The following is a 19289-nucleotide window of genomic DNA, read 5'->3' on the forward strand; positions in this document are numbered from 1 at the left end:
AGCGACCTTGAATGGCCTTCCTTGCACTTGGTATCAACCACAAGACTGCTTCAGTAGACGTCCGCGAGCGCGTGGCCTTTACGCCTGAGCAGCTGGTGGAGGCCCTGCAGCAGCTCTGCCGGCTCACCGAGAGCCGCGAGGCTGCGATCCTCTCCACCTGCAATCGCAGTGAGCTTTATATAGAACAGGATCATGTTTCGGTCGATGCCGTGCTGCGCTGGCTGGCCGAATACCACGATTTGAGCCTTGAAGAACTGCGTGCCAGTGCCTATGTGCATGAAGACGATGCGGCCGTTCGTCACATGATGCGCGTCGCCTCCGGGCTCGATTCGCTGGTGCTGGGCGAGCCGCAGATCCTCGGCCAGATGAAGTCGGCCTATGCCGTGGCCCGCGAGGCCGGTACGGTTGGCCCGCTGCTGGGGCGGTTGTTCCAGGCCACGTTCAACGCCGCCAAGCAGGTGCGCACCGACACGGCCATTGGCGAGAACCCGGTGTCCGTGGCGTTTGCCGCCGTCAGCCTGGCAAAACAGATTTTCAGCGATCTGCAACGCAGCCAGGCGCTGCTGATCGGCGCCGGCGAAACCATCACCCTGGTCGCCCGCCATCTGCACGACCTGGGGGTCAAGCGCATCGTCGTCGCCAACCGGACCCTGGAGCGGGCCAGTACCCTGGCCGAACAGTTCGGCGCCCACGCGGTGCTGCTGTCGGATATCCCGGCCGAGCTGGTGCACAGCGACATCGTCATCAGTTCCACCGCCAGCCAGCTGCCGATCCTCGGCAAGGGCGCGGTGGAAAGCGCCCTGAAGCTGCGCAAGCACAAGCCGATCTTCATGGTGGACATTGCCGTACCCCGGGACATCGAGCCGGAAGTCGGCGAACTGGACGACGTGTACCTTTATAGCGTCGACGACTTGCACGAAGTGGTCGCCGAAAACCTCAAAAGCCGGCAGGGCGCGGCCCAGGCGGCTGAAGAGATGATCACCGTCGGCGCCGAGGACTTCATGGTGCGCCTGCGCGAGCTGGCCGCAGTGGATGTGCTCAAGGCCTACCGTCAGCAGAGCGAACGCCTGCGCGACGAAGAGCTGCACAAAGCCCAGCGCCTGCTGGCCAACGGCGGCAGCGCCGAAGAGGTCCTGGTGCAGTTGGCCCGTGGCCTGACCAATAAATTGCTCCACGCCCCCAGTGTCCAGCTGAAGAAACTGACCGCCGAGGGCCGCCTCGATGCACTGGCCATGGCCCAGGAACTCTTTGCCCTCGGTGAGGGTTCACCGGATAGCTTTTCGGATAAGAAATCGCAATGAAAGCGTCACTGCTCAATAAACTGGACACCCTCCAGGACCGTTTCGAAGAACTGACCGCCTTGCTGGGCGATGGCGAAGTCATTTCCGACCAGAACAAATTTCGCACCTATTCCAAGGAATACGCGGAAGTCGAGCCGGTTGTCGCCACCTATAAACAGTTGCTCAAAGTGCAGGACGATCTCGCCGGTGCCCAGGCGCTGCTCAAGGACAGTGACCCCGACCTGCGTGAAATGGCGGTGGAGGAAGTCCGCGAGGCCAAGGAACAGTTGATCGAACTGGAGAGCAATCTGCAGCGCATGCTGCTGCCCAGGGATCCGAACGACGGACGCAACGTGTTCCTGGAGATCCGTGCCGGTACCGGTGGCGATGAGGCAGCGATCTTTTCCGGCGACCTGTTTCGCATGTATTCGCGTTATGCCGAGCGTCGCGGTTGGCGGGTGGAGATCCTCTCGGAGAACGAAGGCGAGCATGGTGGGTATAAGGAAGTCATCGCCCGGGTCGAGGGCGACAACGTCTACGGCAAGTTGAAGTTCGAGTCCGGTGCCCACCGCGTACAGCGTGTGCCGGCCACCGAGTCTCAGGGGCGCATTCACACTTCGGCTTGCACGGTGGCAGTATTGCCCGAGCCGGACGAACAGGAAGCCATCGAAATCAACCCGGCGGACCTGCGGATCGACACCTACCGCTCTTCCGGCGCGGGCGGTCAGCACGTCAACAAGACCGATTCGGCGATCCGCATCACCCACTTGCCTTCGGGCATCGTGGTCGAATGCCAGGAAGAGCGTTCCCAGCACAAGAACCGGGCTCGGGCCATGGCCTGGCTGTCGGCCAAGCTCAACGACCAGCAGACCAGTGCCGCCGCCAGCGCCATCGCCAGCGAGCGCAAGTTGCTGGTGGGGTCGGGGGATCGCTCCGAGCGCATCCGAACCTACAACTTTGCCCAGGGCCGGGTCACCGATCATCGGGTCAACCTGACCTTGTATTCCCTGGATGAAATCCTGGCCGGCGGTGTCGAGGCGGTGATCGAACCGCTGCTGGCCGAATACCAGGCCGACCAGTTGGCCGCGATTGGCGAATAAAAGGTAAACACATGACCATCATCGCCAGTCTGCTACGTGCCGCCGAATTGCCGGATTCACCCACACCAAAACTGGATACCGAGTTGCTGCTGGCGGCTGCGCTGGGCAAGTCCCGCAGCTTCCTGCACACCTGGCCCGAGCGAATCGTGCCAAGCGAGGCCGCGCTGCTGTTTTCCGAGTACCTGCGTCGGCGTCGTTCCGGCGAGCCGGTGGCCTACATCCTGGGGCAGCAGGGCTTCTGGAAACTCGACCTGGAAGTCGCGCCCCATACCCTGATCCCGCGTCCTGATACCGAGTTGCTGGTGGAAACCGCGCTGGCCTTGTTGCCGGCCACAGCGGCCAGGGTGTTGGACCTGGGCACCGGCAGCGGCGCGATTGCCCTGGCGCTGGCCAGCGAGCGTCGGGCCTGGACGGTCACGGCGGTCGACCGGGTGCTGGAGGCCGTGGCCCTGGCCGAACGCAATCGCCAGCGCCTGGAGCTGGGCAATGTCACGGTGTTGAGCAGTCACTGGTTCAGTGCCTTGGAAGGCGAGTGTTTCGAGTTGATCATCAGCAACCCGCCTTATATTGCCGCCACCGATCCGCACCTGGCCGAAGGTGACGTGCGTTTCGAACCTGCCAGTGCATTGGTCGCGGGCCAGGATGGGCTCGATGACCTGCGCGAGATTATTGCCCAGGCACCGGCTCACCTCGCACCGGGCGGCTGGTTGGCGCTCGAGCATGGTTACGATCAGGCCGGGGCGGTGCGGGATCTATTGCAGAACCAGGGTTTCTCCGAGGTCCATAGTCGCAAGGACCTCGGCGGCCATGAACGCATAAGCCTGGGGTGCCTGCCGTGCTGAACGATCAGGAGTTGTTGCGCTACAGCCGGCAGATCCTGCTGCAGCATGTGGACATCGACGGCCAACTGCGCCTCAAGCAGAGTCGTGCATTGATCGTCGGCCTTGGTGGCCTCGGTGCGCCGGTGGCGCTGTACCTGGCCGCCGCCGGCGTCGGCGAACTGCACCTGGCGGACTTCGATACGGTCGACCTGACCAACCTGCAACGCCAGATCATCCATGACACCGACAGCGTCGGCCTGAGCAAGGTCGATTCGGCCTTGCGTCGTCTCGCGGCGATCAATCCCGAGGTTCGACTGGTGCCGCATCCAATGGCCATGGACGAGGACAGCCTGGCCGTGGCTGTCGCGGCAGTGGATCTGGTGCTGGACTGTTCCGATAATTTCTCGACACGCACGGCGGTCAATGCGGCATGTGTCGCGGCTGCCAAGCCGCTGGTCAGCGGGGCGGCGATCCGTCTGGAGGGCCAGCTTTCGGTGTTCGACCCACGCCGTCCCGAAAGCCCTTGCTATCACTGCCTCTACGGGCATGGCAGCGAGTCCGAGTTGACCTGCAGCGAAGCGGGGGTGCTTGGGCCGTTGGTAGGCTTGGTGGGCAGTCTGCAAGCCCTTGAGGCCTTGAAATTGCTGGCCGGCTTTGGTGAGCCCTTGGTGGGACGCCTGCTATTGATCGATGCCTTGGGTACGCGGTTCCGCGAATTGCGGGTCAAGCGTGACCCGGCTTGCAGCGTCTGTGGTGACCCCCATGCGTGAAGCGCCGGTCGGTGTGCTCGACTCGGGTGTCGGCGGGCTGTCGGTGCTGGGCGAAATCCATCGGCTGCTGCCCAACGAGTCGCTGTTGTACGTGGCTGACTGCGGGCACATTCCCTACGGCGAGAAAACGCCGGAATACATCCGACAGCGCTGCGCGATCATTGCCGATTTTCTCCTCAGCCAGGGTGCCAAGGCGCTGGTGGTGGCTTGCAATACCGCGACGGTCGCTGCGGCGGCTGATTTGCGTCGCGATTTCCCCCACTGGCCTATCGTCGGCATGGAGCCGGCGGTCAAGCCGGCCGCCGCTGCTACCCGCAGCGGCATTGTCGGCGTGCTGGCCACCACCGGCACCTTGCAGAGCGCCAAGTTCGCCGCCTTGCTCGACCGTTTCGCCACCGATGTGCGAGTTATCACCCAGCCGTGCCCGGGCCTGGTGGAGCTGATCGAGACGGGTGACTTGCACAGTCCGGCCTTGCATCAGTTGCTGCAGCATTACGTTGACCCGTTACTCGCCGCCGGCTGCGATACGCTGATCCTGGGCTGCACGCACTACCCCTTCCTCAGGCCAATGCTCAAGCAGATGATCCCGGATCACATCAGGCTGATCGACACCGGCGCAGCCGTGGCCCGACAACTCCAGCGCCTGTTGGCTGAGCGTGGATTGTTGGCCGAGGGACCGGCCAGCGAAACGCAGTTCTGGAGCAGCGCTGATCCGACACATTTAAGAAATATCCTACCGATGCTGTGGCATTCGTCTGGCCTTGTGCAAGGCTTCAATCTGTAAGCAAAATGTGAAAATTCCGTAAATGCTGCTGAACTTCTGTTCCAGCGCGGATTTCTATACCTTCGTCTGTTTGTAACAAATAACTAACGATGTACGTTCGGAAAAGGATGTTTCTAATGAAGCGCTTACTCTGCTTTGCCGCATTTGCGGCTGCATTGCTGGGGCACACTTACACCGCACAGGCAGCGGGTGTTGAGTTCGCGGTCGGCCAGACCGGCGACTCGACCATGACCTATCGCCTGGGGATGCAATTCGACTGGGACAAGAGTTGGTGGCAAAGCGACGTTGGCCGCCTGACTGGCTACTGGAGCGGTGCCTACACTTACTGGGAAGGGGATAAGACGTCCAGTAACCACAGCCTGTCGTTCTCGCCAGTCTTCGTGTATGAATTTTCCGGTGAGAACGTGAAGCCTTATATCGAGGCGGGCGTGGGTGTTGCGCTGTTCGACAAGACCGAGCTGGAAGATAACAAGCTCGGTAGCTCGTTCCAGTTCGAAGACCGCATCGGCTTCGGCTTGCGCTTCAACGGTGGGCATGAAGTGGGCATTCGCGCTACTCATTATTCCAATGCGGGTATCAAGTCGGATAACGATGGCGTGGAAAGCTACGCCCTGCATTACACGATGCCGCTGTAATACCTGACCCTGTGGGGAGCAGTTGCTTGTAACGTGGCTGGTGCAGTTGGCTTTGAGGTCGACTGTGCTACCGCTATCGCGAGCAGACTCGCTCCCATACTGTTTCGCGGGTAGCCGCGAGTCTGATATCCCCCGCTGATCCTGTGAGCGAGCCTGCTCGCGATAGCGGCGGTGATGTTCTACCGATACGCCGTGGTAATCCCGCGGCGTTCTTCAATGCATTCCAATGCTCCCATTTCGAACTCCCGGCAGATCAGCGGGCGTTTTTCGTAGATGGTGCACTTCATGCTGTCGCGATCCAGCGCCGCGCACCAGCCGTCATCGAGACGCAGCATCACTTCCCCGCCCCAATCGTCCGTGGCGATGAAGCGTTGCGGGACACCGGTGTCAGTGATCAACAGCACTTCCAGTTGGCAGCAGCACGCCGCGCACGTTGAGCACGTAACGGTCGATGCAGTGAGGTCAGCGAGAGGGATGATTTCCATGGCGCGCAGTGTAAGGCATGCGGGTCGCTCAGGGTCGACCCTTGATCGGTGACCAGACGCTTGCCTGGCAGGGATCGATGTCCGCTTGTGTGATCTGGCCCGAAGGCGGTAACGGCCACAGCGCGGCCACGGCCGTGACAGGGAGAAGCACTTCATGGGGACGTTCGACCAACTGGCTCAGGATGTAGGCAGCCATTTCGTCTGTCGACCCTGGTGTGGCCGGAAACTCCGCCAGGCTCCCAAGGGCGCAGTCGAAGTCCGGGCGAACGAGCGTTACGTCGATGTTTTCGCAGGCACGGACCGATTCGAACAGATAACGCATTGCTCCGTTGCTGCCCTCGGTGTGGGACGGTGGCAGGTAAGTTGCCGGGCTGATGACTCCCACCAGCAGGGGTGCGGTGCCGGCACGCAGCAATGGCGAGGCTGTTTCGATGCAAAGGCTTGCGACCAACAGGTTGCTGCGCACGATGTGTTCGATGAGAGAAGCGTCGGTAAACTGACTGTCGACGTACTCGGTGGTGCCGGCGTTCAGGATCAGCGTGTCCAGGGCATCCCACTGCTGAGCGATCTGATCGGTGATGTCGCGTACCGTCTGGCTGTCGGTCAAGTCGCCAGGCATCGTCAGTATCTGACCTGGATAGTGTGCCGAAAGGGCTTCGCAGGATTGAGCCGAGCGTGAGCTGATCGCCAGGTTCGCCCCGGTCTCAAGAATTGCCTGGGCCAACGAAGCGCCGACTCCGTTGCCGGCACCCGTCAGCCAATATCGTCGCGGTGGTCTCTGACCCATTCCATACTCCTCTTGATCGGGGCGGCCCGCCGCTTCGGGTAAGGGACACCCATGACGAGTCTTGGGGTAGCTTGACTATATATCGCCTGGCTGGCCCGCACTCTGGATGTCGATAATTTCACGTTCGTTGATCGCCCGTTTTTCCAGTCATGGCATGTTGCCGCGTCGGCAAATTCCTGAAAGCCTCCAACGCACGTTCCCGGGATTGGCTGAGATTGACGATCGGAGCCGGGTAGTCCGGCCTATCGAATAACCCGCCCAATGGGTTATGGACCTGTTGCTTATCGAGATCGTTCAGCTCAGGTAACCAGCGTTTGATAAACAGGCCGTCACGATCGAATTTTTCCGATTGACTCAACGGATTGAAGAGGCGGAACCAGGGCGCCGAATCCGTTCCGGTGGAAGCGCTCCATTGCCAGCCACCGTTATTGGCGGCCAGGTCTCCGTCGATCAGGTGCTGCATGAAAAAGCGCTCGCCTTCGCGCCAGTCGATCAGCAGGTTCTTGGTAAGAAACATCGCGACGACCATCCGCAAACGGTTGTGCATCCATCCTGTTTCCAATAGTTGACGCATGGCGGCATCGATGATCGGCAGTCCGGTGCGTGCCTGCTTCCAGGCTGCCAGCTCCTCGGGCGCATTGCGCCAGGCCAGGGCTTCGGTTTCCGGGCGAAACGCACGATGGCGGGACACACGGGGAAAGCCCACCAAAATGTGTTTATAAAACTCACGCCAGAGCAATTCATTGATCCAGGTCACGGTTCCGGCACTTCCACTCTCGAATTCGCCCTGGTTGGCTTGCAATGCGGCATGCAGACACTGGCGCGGCGAGACTACGCCTGTCACCAGATAAGCCGAAAGCTGGCTGGTACCGGGCTTGGCCGGGAAGTCCCGTTCGCTTTGGTAAAAGTCCAGGTGTTGATCGACGAACGTGTCGAGGCGCCGCCGGGCTTCGTTTTCACCGGCGGGCCAGAGGGTGCGCAGGGAGTTGCTGGGGAGAGCAAATCCTTCGACCTCTGTGGGCACCAGGTCGCTGTGGATACCGGTCGGTGCCTGCCGGGCCGGTGCACGGATCAGCTTCGGCAGTGAAAGGTGCAGGCGGCTGTAGCAGGCTTTGCGAAATTGGCTGAACACCTGGAAGTAGCTGCCGGTCCGGGTCAGCACGCTGCCGGGCTTGAACAGCAGTTGGTCGAGATAACTGTGGAAATCGATGCCCTGGGCTTTCAGGCAACGGGCTGCTTCGGCATCGCGCCGGGCCTCATTCACTCCGTATTCTTCGTTGGCATGAACCGCTTCGATGTTCAGTTCGCGGCACAGCGTGAGCAGTACCGACGGAGCCTGATCCCAGTGCGGTGCATGGCGGATCAGCAAGGGAATGTTCAGTTCGGCCAAGGCTGTGCTCAGCGAGGCCAGGTTGCGTAGCCAGAAATCGATCTTGCACGGCGCATCGTCATGGGCACGCCACTGTGCTGGGCTGGTCAGGTACACCGCCACGCAAGGCCCCCGGGCCGCGGCCGCCGCCAGGGCGGTATTGTCGTTCAGGCGCAGGTCGCTGCGCAGCCAGATCAATTGCATGGGGTTTTCCATTTCAAAGAAGTGCTCTGCGACCCAGCTCGCGGTAAGCCGCTAACGGGTCTTCGGCCCAGGCGATGTCCTTCGTCGAGATGCCGGTGGACAATTTGGCGTGATGGATCGAAGCGGCGGTGCCGGCCACGATGATCGGGCAGTCGATTCCATTCAGCAGCCTGGGCAGTTGGGACAGGTTCATGGCGTGGCTGGAATACAGCAGTACACCGCGGGCCTTGAGGCGTTCGACCGCCAAGGTCAGTTCGCCCGCCGGTATCGGCCCGTCGAAGACCTCCACTGGACAACCGGCACTGCTCGCCAGCCAGGCGGTGAGCCACACACCCGGTTCCAGGGGAACGTCCGACTGGTTGACCAATAGCAACGGCGCGCCGCGTAGCTGACGGTTGTTGTGGTAGATCCGGCTGCCGCATTTGCTGCGCAGCCAGGAGTAAAGGAACACCCGCTCCAGCTGTGCGCCGAACTGGCCTTGCCAACGCAATTGCAGCTCCTCGAGCAAGGGCAACAGCAACTGCTCGCACACGGTCCAGGGTGGGTACAAGCCCATGGCCTGGTTGACCAGGTCATCGACCTGGCGCTCGGCCAGTTGCGTCACTGCCAGGGCGAGGGCATGACGCTGGCGCAGCCAGTCGTTGTCCTGAGGTTCGGTGGGCGGTTGCGGCGTGTCGAGCAAGGGCTTGATCTTGCTGACCGTCACGCCCCGGTCGATCCAGGTGAGGATGCTCTGGATTCGCTGCACATGTTCGGCGTTGAACAACCGGTGTCCCTTGGGCGTGCGTAACGGCACGATCAGGCCATAACGGCGCTCCCAGGCGCGCAACGTCACGGCGTTGACACCGGTTCGCCGCGCCACTTCGCGTATGGGTAGCCAGCCGTCTGCCAGGGCCTGGGCGAAATCGCTGCCAAGGTCTTCGCGAGCACTGGAGTCGGTATCGCCTTTCATCAGATGGCGTTCCGCAAACTGAGATTTTCCGGGTGCGGTTGCAGGTAGACCTGCTGCGCCAGATAGGGATCGGGATGCAGGCGAAGGTGATGCTTGAGCAAGGTCAGCGGCACGACCAGCGGTACGATGCCGAGACGGTACTGGGCGATGAGATGCTGGACTTCCTGTTTGTCCTCGGCGTCGATGGCACGTTTGAGATAACCGCTCAGGTGCTGCAACACATTGGTATGGGTGCGGCGGGTAGCGCATTTTTTCAGGGCGGCCATCAGTGCGCTGAAATATCGCGGACCCAACTCGTTGGGGTCGGTCTTGCCCATGTTGCCCAACAGGTTGCCCAGGACTTTGTATTGCACAGGGTTATGAGCCATCAGCAGGTACTTGTAGCGCGAGTGGAACGCAATCAGGTCGCGCCGGGTCAGGCCTTTGCGACGCAGTGATTGCCAGGCGGCGTAGGCGAACACCCGGGTCAGGAAATTCTCCCGCAGTACCGGATCGTTGAGGCGGCCATCTTCCTCCACCGGCAGGTCCGGATGGCGCGCGCAGAATGCCTGTGCATAGATGCTACGTCCGCCACCTGGCTGCGACGCACCGTTATGGTCATAGACCTTGACCCGCTCCAGACCGCATGACGGCGATTTCTGCATGAAAATGTAGCCGCAGATGTCGTCCAGTTCCGCAGCCATCTGCCGAGCGTAATCAACCAACGGGCGAGTCACGTTGAGGCCCTGTGTCACCGTGCCGAGCACCTCGGGGCGTTCGGGATTGCCCACCAACCGGATCGGTTCTCTCGGAATGCCCAGGCCGATGGCGACTTCCGGGCAGACCGGCACGAAATCAAAGTGCTCCGCGAGGAGACGACTGCACAGCTGCGATTGCTTGTGCCCGCCGTTGAAGCGAACTTCTGCTCCCATCAGACAAGCGCTGACGGCGATTTTCGGGCGGATGGCGGCTGAGTCGGGCATGAAGACCTCTGGCGTATAAACTTGTACAAAATGTGATTTTTTGTACAATTTTACTCATCATAGATCCATGGCTGTACAAGTCAACCTGGTTTGCCGGGTGGGAGAACCGCTGGCGTTACTCGCGGGTAGGCTGCCGTCTCGTTCGACAGCAGCGGGTGGCGCAGGGTGACGCGCTCTACTGGAGGCTGGCGTGCAAGCGCCGCGCGGCTTCCTGACCGCTGAGCCAGGCGCCTTCGACCCGGCCGGACAGGCACCAGTCGCCACAGACATACAGGCCCAGGTCGGCATCGGCCAAGGCGCCCCACTCATGACTGCCGGCAGGGCGCGCATAGAGCCAGCGGTGGGCCACGCTGAAGCTCGGCGCGGGCATGGCGCTGTGCAGCAGTTCGGCGAAGGCTCCGTGCAGGTGTTCGATCACTGCTTCCTTGGGCAGGTCAATGTGCTGCCGGCTCCAGTCGCTGGTAGCGTGCAATACCCAGGTGTCGAGCGTGCTGTCGCGTCCCGGCTTGCTGCGGTTACGGGCCAGCCAGTCGAGGGGGCTGTCCTGCACGAAGCAGCCTTCCATGGGCGTATCCAGCGCCTGTTCGAAGGCCAGGGCCACGGCCCAGGTGGGGTCCATCTTCACGCCGGCCGCCACCCCGGCGAGTTTCGGCACGGCCGCCAGCAACGCGGTGGCCTGGGGCGCGGGCGTGGCAATGACAACCTGGCCGAAGGGGCCGTGGGTGAAGCCTTCCGCGTCCTGTAAATGCCAGTGTTCCTGGCCGCGGTAGACCTCGGTGATCCGGCAGGAGAACTGTACATGCAACTTGCCGAGCAAGGCGCGGGTAATGGCACTCATACGCGGGGTGCCGACCCAGCGGGTCTGTTCGTCCGGGGAGGGGGTCAGTTGCCCGTCCTGGAAGTTGTAGAGTTGCGGGTTCCACTCCGCAGCCCAGCCGTTGGCCTGCCAACGCTGGACTTCGGTGACGAAGCGGCGATCACGGGCGGTGAAATATTGTGCGCCCATGTCCAGTGTGCCAGCGTCGCTGCGTTTGCTGGACATGCGTCCGCCGCTACCGTGGCTTTTATCGAAGAGTTGAACGACATGCCCGGCCTCCGTCAGGGCCTGGGCGGCTGAGAGTCCGGCGATGCCGGTGCCGATGATTGCGATGGGTACAGTCATGAGGGCCTCGTTTACCTTTCTGTACAGACTACGCCGTCGTTTAAACCTGTACAATTTGGGTTTTTGGTATAAGTTTTACCGTTCGCGTTTGGACAGGTTGACCTATTGTTAAACACAGACCCTGCCCGATACGAAAAATCCCTGCTTATAAAAATAGACTAGTGGGCCGGGTAAAACGCGCTACGAGGAACATCTCATGCACATATTGCTGACCGGCGGTACTGGTTTGATCGGACGTCAGCTCTGCCGCCTCTGGTTGGAGCAAGGACATCGGCTGACGGTATGGAGTCGCCGACCCGCAGAGGTGGCGAAAATCTGTGGGACGCAGGTGCGGGGCGTCGCCAGGCTCGATGAGATCGACGAGCCGGTGGACGCGGTGGTCAACCTCGCCGGAGCGCCGATTGCCGATCGGCCCTGGACCCATAAGCGCAAGATGTTGTTATGGAGCAGTCGCGTGACCTTGACCGAGGTTTTGCTGGCGTGGCTGGAGCGCTGCGAGCAGAAGCCCACCGTGTTGATTTCAGGTTCCGCAGTGGGCTGGTACGGCGACGGCGGCGAACGGGAATTGACCGAGGAGTCGGGGCCGGTCAGCGAGGATTTCGCCAGCCAATTGTGCATCGCCTGGGAAGAAACCGCGCAACGGGCCGAGGCCATGGGCATACGCGTGGTACTGGTCCGTACCGGCCTGGTCCTGTCCGCCGAGGGCGGCTTTTTGTCGCGGCTGTTATTGCCCTTCAAACTGGCGTTGGGTGGGCGTATCGGCAATGGTCGGCAATGGATGCCATGGGTCCACATCGACGATCAAATCGCCCTGATTGATTTTCTTCTGCACCGCGATGACGCCAGCGGTCCTTATAATGCCTGCGCGCCGAACCCGGTGCGTAACCGCGATTTCGCCAAGGCCCTGGGACACGTGTTGAATCGGCCCGCCGTGATGCCGATGCCGGAGCTGGTATTGAAAGTCGCACTGGGGGAATTGTCATCGCTGTTGCTGGGCGGCCAGCGCGCCACGCCGGCCCGGTTGCAGGCGGCGGGTTTCACTTTCCGGTTCACGGATTTGCCTGCGGCTCTGGACGATTTGTCCGGCCGCTTTTGAAATAGGACGTTGCATGACCGATCACGCGTTGCTTCTGGTGAATCTGGGTTCGCCTGCCTCCACTTCGGTGGCCGATGTACGCCGCTACCTCAATCAATTCCTGATGGACCCGTATGTCATCGACCTGCCATGGGTGGTGCGGCGTTTGCTGGTGTCGCTGATCCTGATCAAGCGCCCCGAGCAATCTGCCCACGCCTACGCCTCGATCTGGTGGGAGGAAGGTTCGCCGCTGGTGGTGCTCAGCCGCCGGCTGCAACAGGCGATGGCCGCCCAGTGGACCCAAGGTCCGGTGGAATTGGCGATGCGTTACGGCGAACCGTCCATTGAGTCGGCACTGGTACGCCTGGCGAGCCAGGGGCACAAGAAGATCACGCTGGCACCGTTGTACCCGCAGTTCGCTGACAGCACCGTCACCACTGTGGTCGAAGAAGCCAAGCGGGTCGTGCGGGACAGGAAGCTCGACGTGCAGTTCTCGATTCTCCAGCCGTTCTACGATCAGCCGGAATACCTCGACGCTCTGGTTGCCAGTGCCAGGCCTTATCTGGCGCAGGATTACGATCACCTGCTGTTGAGTTTCCATGGCTTGCCGGAGCGGCACCTGACCAAGCTCGACCCGACGGGGTTTCATTGCTTCAAGGATGCCGACTGCTGCAAGAACGCGCCGCCGGAGGTTATCGCGACCTGCTACCGCGCCCAGTGCATTCGCACGGCCGAACTGTTCGCCCGGCAGATGGGCCTCAAGGAAGGCCAATGGTCGGTGTCGTTCCAGTCCCGACTCGGCCGCGCCAAGTGGATCGAGCCCTACACCGAAACGCGCCTGGAAGAATTGGCCAAAAGCGGGGTCAAGAAGGTGCTGGTGATGTGTCCGGCGTTCGTGGCCGACTGCATCGAGACCCTGGAGGAAATCGGTGATCGCGGGCGCGAGCAGTTCCGCGAGGCCGGGGGGGAGGAATTGGTACTGGTGCCGTGTCTCAACGACCAGCCGCAATGGGCCGAGGCGTTGAGCACGTTGTGCGAACGGGCGCCGATCGCTTTGTAATATTCAAGGGCCCTTTCGCGAGCAAGCCCGCTCCCACATGGGATCTGCGATGTACACAAGTTTTGTGACCCGCGAAGTTCCACTGTGGGAGCGGGCTTGCTCGCGAAGAGGCCCTATCAGACAACACACCTATCAGAGCAGCGGTTCATCCGCCTTCTTCTGCTTCCAACCGTCATTACCCGGCAGCAGCAGGTTCAGCCCGATCGCCACCACCGCGCACAGCGCGATGCCTTTGAGGCCGAAGTCATCCGGGCCGGTGCCGGTCCCCACCAATACGCCGCCGATGCCGAACACCAGTGTCACCGAAACGATCACCAGATTGCGTGCTTCGCCCAGGTCGATCTTGTGGCGGATGAGGGTGTTCATGCCCACCGCCGCAATCGAACCGAACAACAGGCACAGGATCCCGCCCATGACCGGTACCGGGATACTTTGCAGCAGCGCACCGAACTTGCCGATGAAGGCCAGGGCGATGGCAAAGATCGCCGCCCAGGTCATGATTTTCGGGTTGTAGTTCTTGGTCAGCATCACGGCGCCGGTGACTTCGGCGTAGGTGGTATTAGGCGGACCGCCAAACAGACCGGCCGCGGTGGTGGCAATGCCGTCACCGAGCAGGGTCCGATGCAAGCCGGGCTTTTTCAGGTAGTCGCGACCGGTTACGCTGCCTACCGCAATCACCCCGCCGATGTGTTCGATGGCCGGCGCCAGGGCCACCGGCACGATGAACAGAATTGCCTGCCAGTTGAACGCGGGGGCGGTGAAGGCCGGCAGGGAGAACCACGGTGCGGCGGCGATCTTGGCAGTGTCCACCACGCCGAAGAAAAACGCCATGGCGAAGCCCACCAGCACGCCGGAGATGATCGGCACCAGACGGAAAATACCTTTGCCGAACACCGCGACAATCAGCGTGGTGAGCAGGGCCGGCATCGAAATCATCATGGCGGTCTGGTAATGAATCAGCTCGGTACCGTCGCCGGCCTTGCCCATCGCCATGTTCGCGGCAATCGGCGCCATCGCCAGGCCAATGGAAATGATCACCGGGCCGATGACCACTGGCGGCAGCAGTCGGTCGATGAAACCGGTGCCCTTGATCTTCACGGCCAGGCCCAGGAAGGTGTAGACGAAACCGGCCGCCATCACGCCGCCCATGGTCGCCGCGAGGCCGAACTGGCCCTTGGCGAGAATGATCGGGGTGATGAAGGCAAAGCTCGACGCCAGGAACACCGGCACCTGCCGCCCGGTGACGACCTGGAAAAGGATCGTCCCCAGGCCTGCTGTGAACAGCGCGACGTTCGGGTCCAGCCCGGTGATCAGCGGCATCAGCACCAAGGCGCCGAAGGCGACGAACAGCATCTGTGCGCCGGACAACACCTGGCGCCAGAGCGGATCGTTGAACTCGTCCTGCATGATCAAGCGTCCTTCTGCTTGGTGCCGAAGATCTTGTCGCCGGCATCGCCCAGGCCCGGGATGATGTAGCCGTGCTCGTTGAGTTTCTGGTCGATGGAGGCGGTATAGATGGTCACGTCCGGATGAGCGTCCTGGACCACCTTGATGCCTTCGGGGGCGGCAACCAGGACCATGGCACGGATGTCGCGGCAACCGGCTTTTTTCAGCAGGTCGATGGTGGCGACCATGGAACCGCCGGTGGCGAGCATCGGATCGATGATCATCGCCAGGCGCTCGTCGATTTCCGGCACCAGTTTTTCCAGGTAGGTGTGGGCCTGCAGCGTTTCTTCGTTGCGAGCCACGCCCACGGCGCTGACCTTGGCACCCGGGATCAGGCTCAGCACACCTTCGAGCATGCCGATGCCGGCGCGCAGGATCGGCACCACGGTGATCTTCTTGCCGGCGATTTTCTCCACCTGGACCGCACCGGCCCAGCCGTCGATCTCGTAGGATTCCAGTGGCAGGTCCTTGGTGGCTTCGTAGGTGAGCAGCGCACCGACTTCCTGGGCGAGCTCGCGGAAGTTCTTCGTGCTGATATCGGCGCGACGCATCAGGCCGAGTTTATGTCTGATCAGCGGATGGCGGATCTCGAGGATAGGCATGGGAAGGCTCCGGCGGCGGGCAAAAAAACCGGGCTAGATTAATCTATCCCGATGGCTTGTCCTATAGACAATACAGAACGTTAGTCCACAAACCCTTGATCTGGCCGGGCGGGATGCGTACCTTTGCCCGTTTTTCCGAACCTGCCCCTCTGGAGAGCACCATGTCCGCTGATCTCGAGCATATCCGTCAAATTATGGCGGAGGCTGATTGCCTGTACACCGAAGCCGAAGTCGAAGCAGCCATTGCCCGGGTCGGTGCGCAGATCAACGACCAACTGGCCGATTCCAATCCGGTGGTGTTCTGTGTCATGAACGGCGGGCTGATTTTCTCCGGCAAGTTGCTGACCTACCTGAACTTCCCGTTGGAGGCGTCGTACCTGCATGCCACCCGTTATCGCAACGAAACCAGCGGCGGCGATCTGTTCTGGAAAGCCAAGCCGGAAGTCTCGTTCATCGACCGCGACGTGTTGATCATCGACGACATCCTCGATGAGGGGCACACCCTGGGCGCGATCATCGATTTCTGTCGGCATGCCGGTGCGCGCGCGGTGCACACCGCCGTGCTGATCGACAAGGACCATGACCGCAAGGCCCGTCCCGACCTGAAGGCCGATTTCGTCGGCCTGCCGTGTATCGATCGCTACATCTTCGGTTATGGCATGGACTACAAAGGTTACTGGCGCAACGCCAACGGTATTTTCGCCGTCAAGGGCATGTGATCGATGTCTCGGCCGGGGTTCCTGGATCAGACACTGTTCGCTGAGCTGGCCGAGAAAGCCGCGACCAGCCCTCGCGGGCGGCAGCACCACAACTTCCATCGGATGGACGAACCCTGCCATCGCATGGTGGTGGGTTTGCAGCCTTCCACGTACATCCCGCCCCATCGTCACCTCAGCGCCGACAAGGCAGAAACCCTGTTGGTGCTCAGGGGGCGCCTGGGGGTATTGATCTTTGACGACGCCGGTGCGGTGACGGACAAGCGCATTCTCCAGGCCGGTGGCGATTGCCTCGGCGTCGACCTTCCGGCCGGTGTGTTTCACGGCCTGGTGGTGCTGGAAGCCGACAGCTTGATGTTCGAGTGCAAGGCCGGCCCTTACCGGCCGGTGGGTGACGGCGAGCTGGCCCACTGGGCGCCCCGCGAAGGCGAGGCGGGCGTGGCTGAGTACCAGGCATGGATGCGTGCTCAGTTCGACTAAGGTGCGCTTCACCCTGTGGGAGCAAGCGTTGCTCCCACAGCCTTGCTCTCAAGCTGCCAACCACTGCTGGCTTTTGATCCGCGCCTGCTCCAGGGTTTGTACATACGCCAGTTGGCGCTGCTCGCGATGGATGCCGGCGCGGCGTAGCTTCAGGCGCACTCGCGGCGCGGTCGCTACCAGGATCAGGCCGATACCGTGCTTGCGGTAGTCCTTCAGGATATTTTCAAACGCCGCCAGTGCGGTCATGTCCAGCATCGGCACGGCGCTCATTTCCACCACCACGATGCGGACCCCCGGATCGAACCGACGCAGCACGTCCAGGGCCTTTTCTGCCGCGCCGAAGAACAGTGGGCCGCGAATCTCGTAGCAACGCACATGCTCAGGCATGTCCTGCAAGGCTTGATGAAAGTGCCGCGGCAGTTCGGTGCTGTCGGTCAGCTCGCTCATGCGCTTGATAAACAGCCCGGCCGCCAGCAGCAGGCCGACGGAAACCGCCAGGACCATGTCGAACAGCACCGTCAGGCCCAGGCAGGTCAGCAGCACCAGTACATCGCTACGCGGGGCGATGCGCAGGGTGTGCAGCACGTGCCCGGCTTCGCTCATGTTCCAGGCGACCATCACCAGCAGCGCCGCCAGCGCGGCCATGGGCAGGTAGCTGAACAGCGGCGCCAACAGCACGATCGCCGCCAGCACCACGAGACTGTGGATGATCGACGCCAAGGGCGAAGACGCGCCGCTGCGCACGTTGGTGGCGCTGCGGGCAATCGCGGCGGTGGCGGTGATGCCGCCGAACAGCGGCGCCACCAGGTTGCCCAGGCCTTGGCCCATCAGCTCTGCGTTGGGATCGTGCTTGCTGCCGGTCATGCCGTCCGCCACCACTGCGCATAACAGCGACTCGATGGCGCCGAGCATGGCAATGGCGAAGGCGGGTGACAGCAACTGTCGGATCAGGTCGTAGGACAGCACCAACGGTCGCCCCTGGCCGTCAGGAAGATTCCAGGGCCAGTCGAAGCTCGGTAGGAACGGTGGAATCCCGGGATGGTTGATGCCGTTGACGACATAACTGAAGCGTTCCCCCAGTGTCGCCACTGACCACCCGCCGCGCTCCAGTGCCAGCCCCAGCAATGCACCGACCAGCAGGGCGACGAGGTGGCCCGGCACCCGCGGAACCCAGCGTGGCCAGACGATCAAGACCGCCAGGCACGCGGCACCGATGAGACTGTCACCGAAGTGGGCCCCCGGCAGTGCTACGATCAGCTCGCCCAGTTGTTCAATGTAGTGTCGGGCCTGGCCGGTGGTCGTCAGGCCCAACAGATCCTTCAGTTGCAGGGTGGCGATGACCACGCCGATGCCGGCGGTGAAACCGAGGATGACCGGATAGGGGATGTACTGGATCAACCGCCCGGCGCGCATCAATCCTAAAGCGACCAGAATCAGCCCGGCCAGCATCGTGCACAGCAGCAGGCCGCCTAGCCCGTACTGCTGGGTGATGGGCAGCAGGATCACCACGAATGCCGCCGTCGGCCCGCTCACGTTGAAACGCGAGCCACCGGTCAGGGCGATCAGCGGTGCGGCCACCAGCACCGTGTACAAGCCGTGTTGCGGCGGTACGCCCACCGCGATTGCCAGGGCCATCGCCAGGGGAATGGCGATGATCCCGACCGTCAGCCCGGCCACCAGGTCGCCCCGCAGGCTTTCAAGGGTATAACCGGCCCGCCAGCTTTGGCGCCAGGCGGCGAATAGCGGTGGAGCGGAGAAGGACATGGGTACTCCTCAAAATGAATGGGCAAAGACACCGGACCTGCCGGACACCAATCCCTGTGGCGAGGGAGCTTGCTCCCGCTGGGCTGCGTAGCAGCCCCTGGCTGTTTTTGCGATTGCTGCGCAATCGAGCGGGAGCAAGCTCCCTCGCCACAAAGGCATCGCCATTGATTTCAGGATGATGGCCCTTTGAGTATGCCTCCTGCGGTGTGCGGCAGTATTGATCCGTATCGTTTATTTTTACCGACCATGCTCATGCTAGAGTGCCGGGCCAAGATCCCGGAGCCTGTCATGACTGTATCGATCCGCCGCCGTGCCGCCTTGCTTCTGATTTCCAGCCTGCCGCTGGTGGCTGTTGCCGCGCCGATGCACAGCCAGTTCCTGCCGCCTGATGACCTGACGGTGCGCCAGGAGCAGCCCGAACAGCAGCAACTGCTGCAAGTCACCGAATACTCGGTGGTGCTGGGCAATCAACGTCAGTCCAACCAGCAACCGATACCGGTGACCTCGTCGTTGCTGGTGCGCCTCAAGGGCAAGCCCCTGAACAAGGGCGCCACCATCAATCAGGTGATCCTCAACTTCGATGGCGAAAGCAAGAGCCTGAAGAAGCCGGCCTTCGACGAGGCGAGCAAGACCCTGACCCTGTCTTATCCACAGGCGCATTATCGGGCGGTCATCGATCTGCTGCGCAACGATACGGTGTATGTGCAGTTCCTCAGCTACGCCAACGGCCACGTCTGGGCCGACCTGCACACCGGAGCGGTACGCTCGCGTTGAGCCCCGGGGCTTGCCGGGGGTAAACTGCCCGCCCCGTGAACTGTGCGAGTTGGAGTCGGCT

At 61.9% G+C, this 19289-nt stretch carries 20 protein-coding genes; 11 read left to right on the plus strand and 9 right to left on the minus strand.

What is annotated here, in order from left to right; translation table 11 throughout:
- Window positions 1-11: 11 nt before the first annotated feature.
- The 6 genes from hemA to FBY02_RS11760 all read left to right on the plus strand — a co-directional run bounded on the left by hemA (window position 12) and on the right by FBY02_RS11760 (window position 5390).
- The gene (hemA, locus tag FBY02_RS11735) at window positions 12-1301 is read left to right on the plus strand and encodes a glutamyl-tRNA reductase (RefSeq protein WP_144927544.1); all 1290 of its coding nucleotides are present in this window, start codon (window positions 12-14) and stop codon (window positions 1299-1301) included.
- Complete coding sequence (gene prfA, locus FBY02_RS11740; RefSeq protein WP_144927546.1) at window positions 1298-2380, plus strand: peptide chain release factor 1; 1083 nt, start codon at window positions 1298-1300, stop codon at window positions 2378-2380. The genes hemA and prfA overlap by 4 nt, the downstream gene beginning before the upstream one ends.
- Before the next feature lie 11 nt (window positions 2381-2391).
- A complete protein-coding gene (gene prmC, locus FBY02_RS11745) occupies window positions 2392-3222 on the plus strand; it encodes a peptide chain release factor N(5)-glutamine methyltransferase (protein WP_144927548.1) in 831 nt (276 codons plus the stop codon).
- A complete protein-coding gene (locus FBY02_RS11750; protein ID WP_144927551.1) occupies window positions 3216-3971 on the plus strand; it encodes a molybdopterin-synthase adenylyltransferase MoeB in 756 nt (251 codons plus the stop codon). Before prmC ends, FBY02_RS11750 begins: the two co-directional genes overlap by 7 nt.
- Window positions 3964-4755: a glutamate racemase gene (murI, locus tag FBY02_RS11755; protein WP_144927554.1), complete on the plus strand. Its 792-nt coding sequence runs from the start codon at window positions 3964-3966 to the stop codon at window positions 4753-4755. The genes FBY02_RS11750 and murI overlap by 8 nt, the downstream gene beginning before the upstream one ends.
- Window positions 4756-4871: 116 nt before the next feature.
- The gene (locus tag FBY02_RS11760) at window positions 4872-5390 is read left to right on the plus strand and encodes an acyloxyacyl hydrolase (protein ID WP_144927557.1); all 519 of its coding nucleotides are present in this window, start codon (window positions 4872-4874) and stop codon (window positions 5388-5390) included.
- A gap of 179 nt (window positions 5391-5569) precedes the next feature.
- On the opposite strand, the gene FBY02_RS11765 is transcribed toward FBY02_RS11760, so the two are convergent.
- The 6 genes from FBY02_RS11765 to FBY02_RS11790 all read right to left on the minus strand — a co-directional run bounded on the left by FBY02_RS11765 (window position 5570) and on the right by FBY02_RS11790 (window position 11311).
- Complete coding sequence (locus FBY02_RS11765) at window positions 5570-5875, minus strand: YkgJ family cysteine cluster protein (protein ID WP_144927560.1); 306 nt, start codon at window positions 5873-5875, stop codon at window positions 5570-5572.
- A gap of 28 nt (window positions 5876-5903) precedes the next feature.
- A complete protein-coding gene (locus tag FBY02_RS11770; protein ID WP_144927563.1) occupies window positions 5904-6662 on the minus strand; it encodes an SDR family oxidoreductase in 759 nt (252 codons plus the stop codon).
- Between the two features lie 118 nt (window positions 6663-6780).
- Window positions 6781-8235, minus strand: coding sequence for a deoxyribodipyrimidine photo-lyase (gene phrB, locus FBY02_RS11775; RefSeq protein WP_144927566.1), 1455 nt, complete (start codon window positions 8233-8235; stop codon window positions 6781-6783).
- 13 nt (window positions 8236-8248) lie between these two features.
- On the minus strand, window positions 8249-9187 hold the full coding sequence (locus tag FBY02_RS11780; protein WP_144927569.1) for a MerR family transcriptional regulator: 939 nt from the start codon (window positions 9185-9187) through the stop codon (window positions 8249-8251).
- Window positions 9187-10149, minus strand: a complete 963-nt coding sequence (locus FBY02_RS11785; protein WP_144927572.1) for a DUF523 and DUF1722 domain-containing protein — start codon at window positions 10147-10149, stop codon at window positions 9187-9189. The genes FBY02_RS11780 and FBY02_RS11785 overlap by 1 nt, the downstream gene beginning before the upstream one ends.
- Before the next feature lie 175 nt (window positions 10150-10324).
- On the minus strand, window positions 10325-11311 hold the full coding sequence (locus FBY02_RS11790) for an NAD(P)/FAD-dependent oxidoreductase (protein ID WP_144927575.1): 987 nt from the start codon (window positions 11309-11311) through the stop codon (window positions 10325-10327).
- A 196-nt stretch (window positions 11312-11507) separates the two neighbouring features.
- On the opposite strand from FBY02_RS11790, the gene FBY02_RS11795 reads away from it, so the two are divergent.
- The gene (locus tag FBY02_RS11795) at window positions 11508-12407 is read left to right on the plus strand and encodes a TIGR01777 family oxidoreductase (RefSeq protein ID WP_144927578.1); all 900 of its coding nucleotides are present in this window, start codon (window positions 11508-11510) and stop codon (window positions 12405-12407) included.
- A 13-nt stretch (window positions 12408-12420) separates the two neighbouring features.
- Window positions 12421-13446 carry a ferrochelatase gene (gene hemH, locus FBY02_RS11800; RefSeq protein ID WP_144927581.1) on the plus strand — a complete coding sequence of 342 codons (1026 nt, stop codon included), beginning with the start codon at window positions 12421-12423 and terminating at the stop codon, window positions 13444-13446.
- 132 nt (window positions 13447-13578) lie between these two features.
- On the opposite strand, the gene FBY02_RS11805 is transcribed toward hemH, so the two are convergent.
- Entirely contained in the window at window positions 13579-14853 is a 1275-nt protein-coding gene (locus FBY02_RS11805; protein WP_144927584.1) for a uracil-xanthine permease family protein, read from the minus strand.
- A 2-nt stretch (window positions 14854-14855) separates the two neighbouring features.
- A complete protein-coding gene (gene upp / locus FBY02_RS11810) occupies window positions 14856-15494 on the minus strand; it encodes a uracil phosphoribosyltransferase (RefSeq protein WP_024778135.1) in 639 nt (212 codons plus the stop codon).
- 161 nt (window positions 15495-15655) lie between these two features.
- On the opposite strand from upp, the gene FBY02_RS11815 reads away from it, so the two are divergent.
- Together FBY02_RS11815 and FBY02_RS11820 are read left to right on the plus strand one after the other, a co-directional pair.
- Entirely contained in the window at window positions 15656-16213 is a 558-nt protein-coding gene (locus FBY02_RS11815; protein ID WP_041020499.1) for a hypoxanthine-guanine phosphoribosyltransferase, read from the plus strand.
- A gap of 3 nt (window positions 16214-16216) precedes the next feature.
- On the plus strand, window positions 16217-16690 hold the full coding sequence (locus FBY02_RS11820) for a WbuC family cupin fold metalloprotein (protein ID WP_144927587.1): 474 nt from the start codon (window positions 16217-16219) through the stop codon (window positions 16688-16690).
- Window positions 16691-16738: 48 nt separating this feature from the next.
- Here FBY02_RS11820 and dauA read toward each other — a convergent pair whose 3' ends face one another.
- Window positions 16739-18454 (minus strand): C4-dicarboxylic acid transporter DauA, encoded by a 1716-nt coding sequence (gene dauA, locus FBY02_RS11825; RefSeq protein ID WP_144927590.1) that lies wholly within the window; start codon window positions 18452-18454, stop codon window positions 16739-16741.
- 288 nt (window positions 18455-18742) lie between these two features.
- Between dauA and FBY02_RS11830 the strand changes: the two genes are divergently transcribed.
- Window positions 18743-19228 carry a hypothetical protein gene (locus FBY02_RS11830; protein WP_144927593.1) on the plus strand — a complete coding sequence of 162 codons (486 nt, stop codon included), beginning with the start codon at window positions 18743-18745 and terminating at the stop codon, window positions 19226-19228.
- Window positions 19229-19289: the final 61 nt, after the last annotated feature.

It is taken from the genome of Pseudomonas sp. SJZ078 (assembly GCF_007828255.1).
Taxonomy (GTDB): domain Bacteria; phylum Pseudomonadota; class Gammaproteobacteria; order Pseudomonadales; family Pseudomonadaceae; genus Aquipseudomonas.

Bases quoted from the DNA above. Each gene is read 5' to 3' on its own strand.
- murI (WP_144927554.1), top strand. From the start codon at position 3,964: ATGCGTGAAGCGCCGGTCGGTGTGCTCGACTCGGGTGTCGGCGGGCTG.
- FBY02_RS11785 (WP_144927572.1), bottom strand. From the start codon at position 10,149: ATGCCCGACTCAGCCGCCATCCGCCCGAAAATCGCCGTCAGCGCTTGT.
- phrB (WP_144927566.1), bottom strand. From the start codon at position 8,235: ATGCAATTGATCTGGCTGCGCAGCGACCTGCGCCTGAACGACAATACC.
- hemH (WP_144927581.1), top strand. From the start codon at position 12,421: ATGACCGATCACGCGTTGCTTCTGGTGAATCTGGGTTCGCCTGCCTCC.
- dauA (WP_144927590.1), bottom strand. From the start codon at position 18,454: ATGTCCTTCTCCGCTCCACCGCTATTCGCCGCCTGGCGCCAAAGCTGG.
- FBY02_RS11805 (WP_144927584.1), bottom strand. From the start codon at position 14,853: ATGCAGGACGAGTTCAACGATCCGCTCTGGCGCCAGGTGTTGTCCGGC.
- FBY02_RS11790 (WP_144927575.1), bottom strand. From the start codon at position 11,311: ATGACTGTACCCATCGCAATCATCGGCACCGGCATCGCCGGACTCTCA.
- prfA (WP_144927546.1), top strand. From the start codon at position 1,298: ATGAAAGCGTCACTGCTCAATAAACTGGACACCCTCCAGGACCGTTTC.
- FBY02_RS11815 (WP_041020499.1), top strand. From the start codon at position 15,656: ATGTCCGCTGATCTCGAGCATATCCGTCAAATTATGGCGGAGGCTGAT.
- FBY02_RS11795 (WP_144927578.1), top strand. From the start codon at position 11,508: ATGCACATATTGCTGACCGGCGGTACTGGTTTGATCGGACGTCAGCTC.
- FBY02_RS11830 (WP_144927593.1), top strand. From the start codon at position 18,743: ATGACTGTATCGATCCGCCGCCGTGCCGCCTTGCTTCTGATTTCCAGC.
- FBY02_RS11780 (WP_144927569.1), bottom strand. From the start codon at position 9,187: ATGAAAGGCGATACCGACTCCAGTGCTCGCGAAGACCTTGGCAGCGAT.
- upp (WP_024778135.1), bottom strand. From the start codon at position 15,494: ATGCCTATCCTCGAGATCCGCCATCCGCTGATCAGACATAAACTCGGC.
- FBY02_RS11820 (WP_144927587.1), top strand. From the start codon at position 16,217: ATGTCTCGGCCGGGGTTCCTGGATCAGACACTGTTCGCTGAGCTGGCC.
- hemA (WP_144927544.1), top strand. From the start codon at position 12: ATGGCCTTCCTTGCACTTGGTATCAACCACAAGACTGCTTCAGTAGAC.
- FBY02_RS11765 (WP_144927560.1), bottom strand. From the start codon at position 5,875: ATGGAAATCATCCCTCTCGCTGACCTCACTGCATCGACCGTTACGTGC.
- prmC (WP_144927548.1), top strand. From the start codon at position 2,392: ATGACCATCATCGCCAGTCTGCTACGTGCCGCCGAATTGCCGGATTCA.
- FBY02_RS11770 (WP_144927563.1), bottom strand. From the start codon at position 6,662: ATGGGTCAGAGACCACCGCGACGATATTGGCTGACGGGTGCCGGCAAC.
- FBY02_RS11760 (WP_144927557.1), top strand. From the start codon at position 4,872: ATGAAGCGCTTACTCTGCTTTGCCGCATTTGCGGCTGCATTGCTGGGG.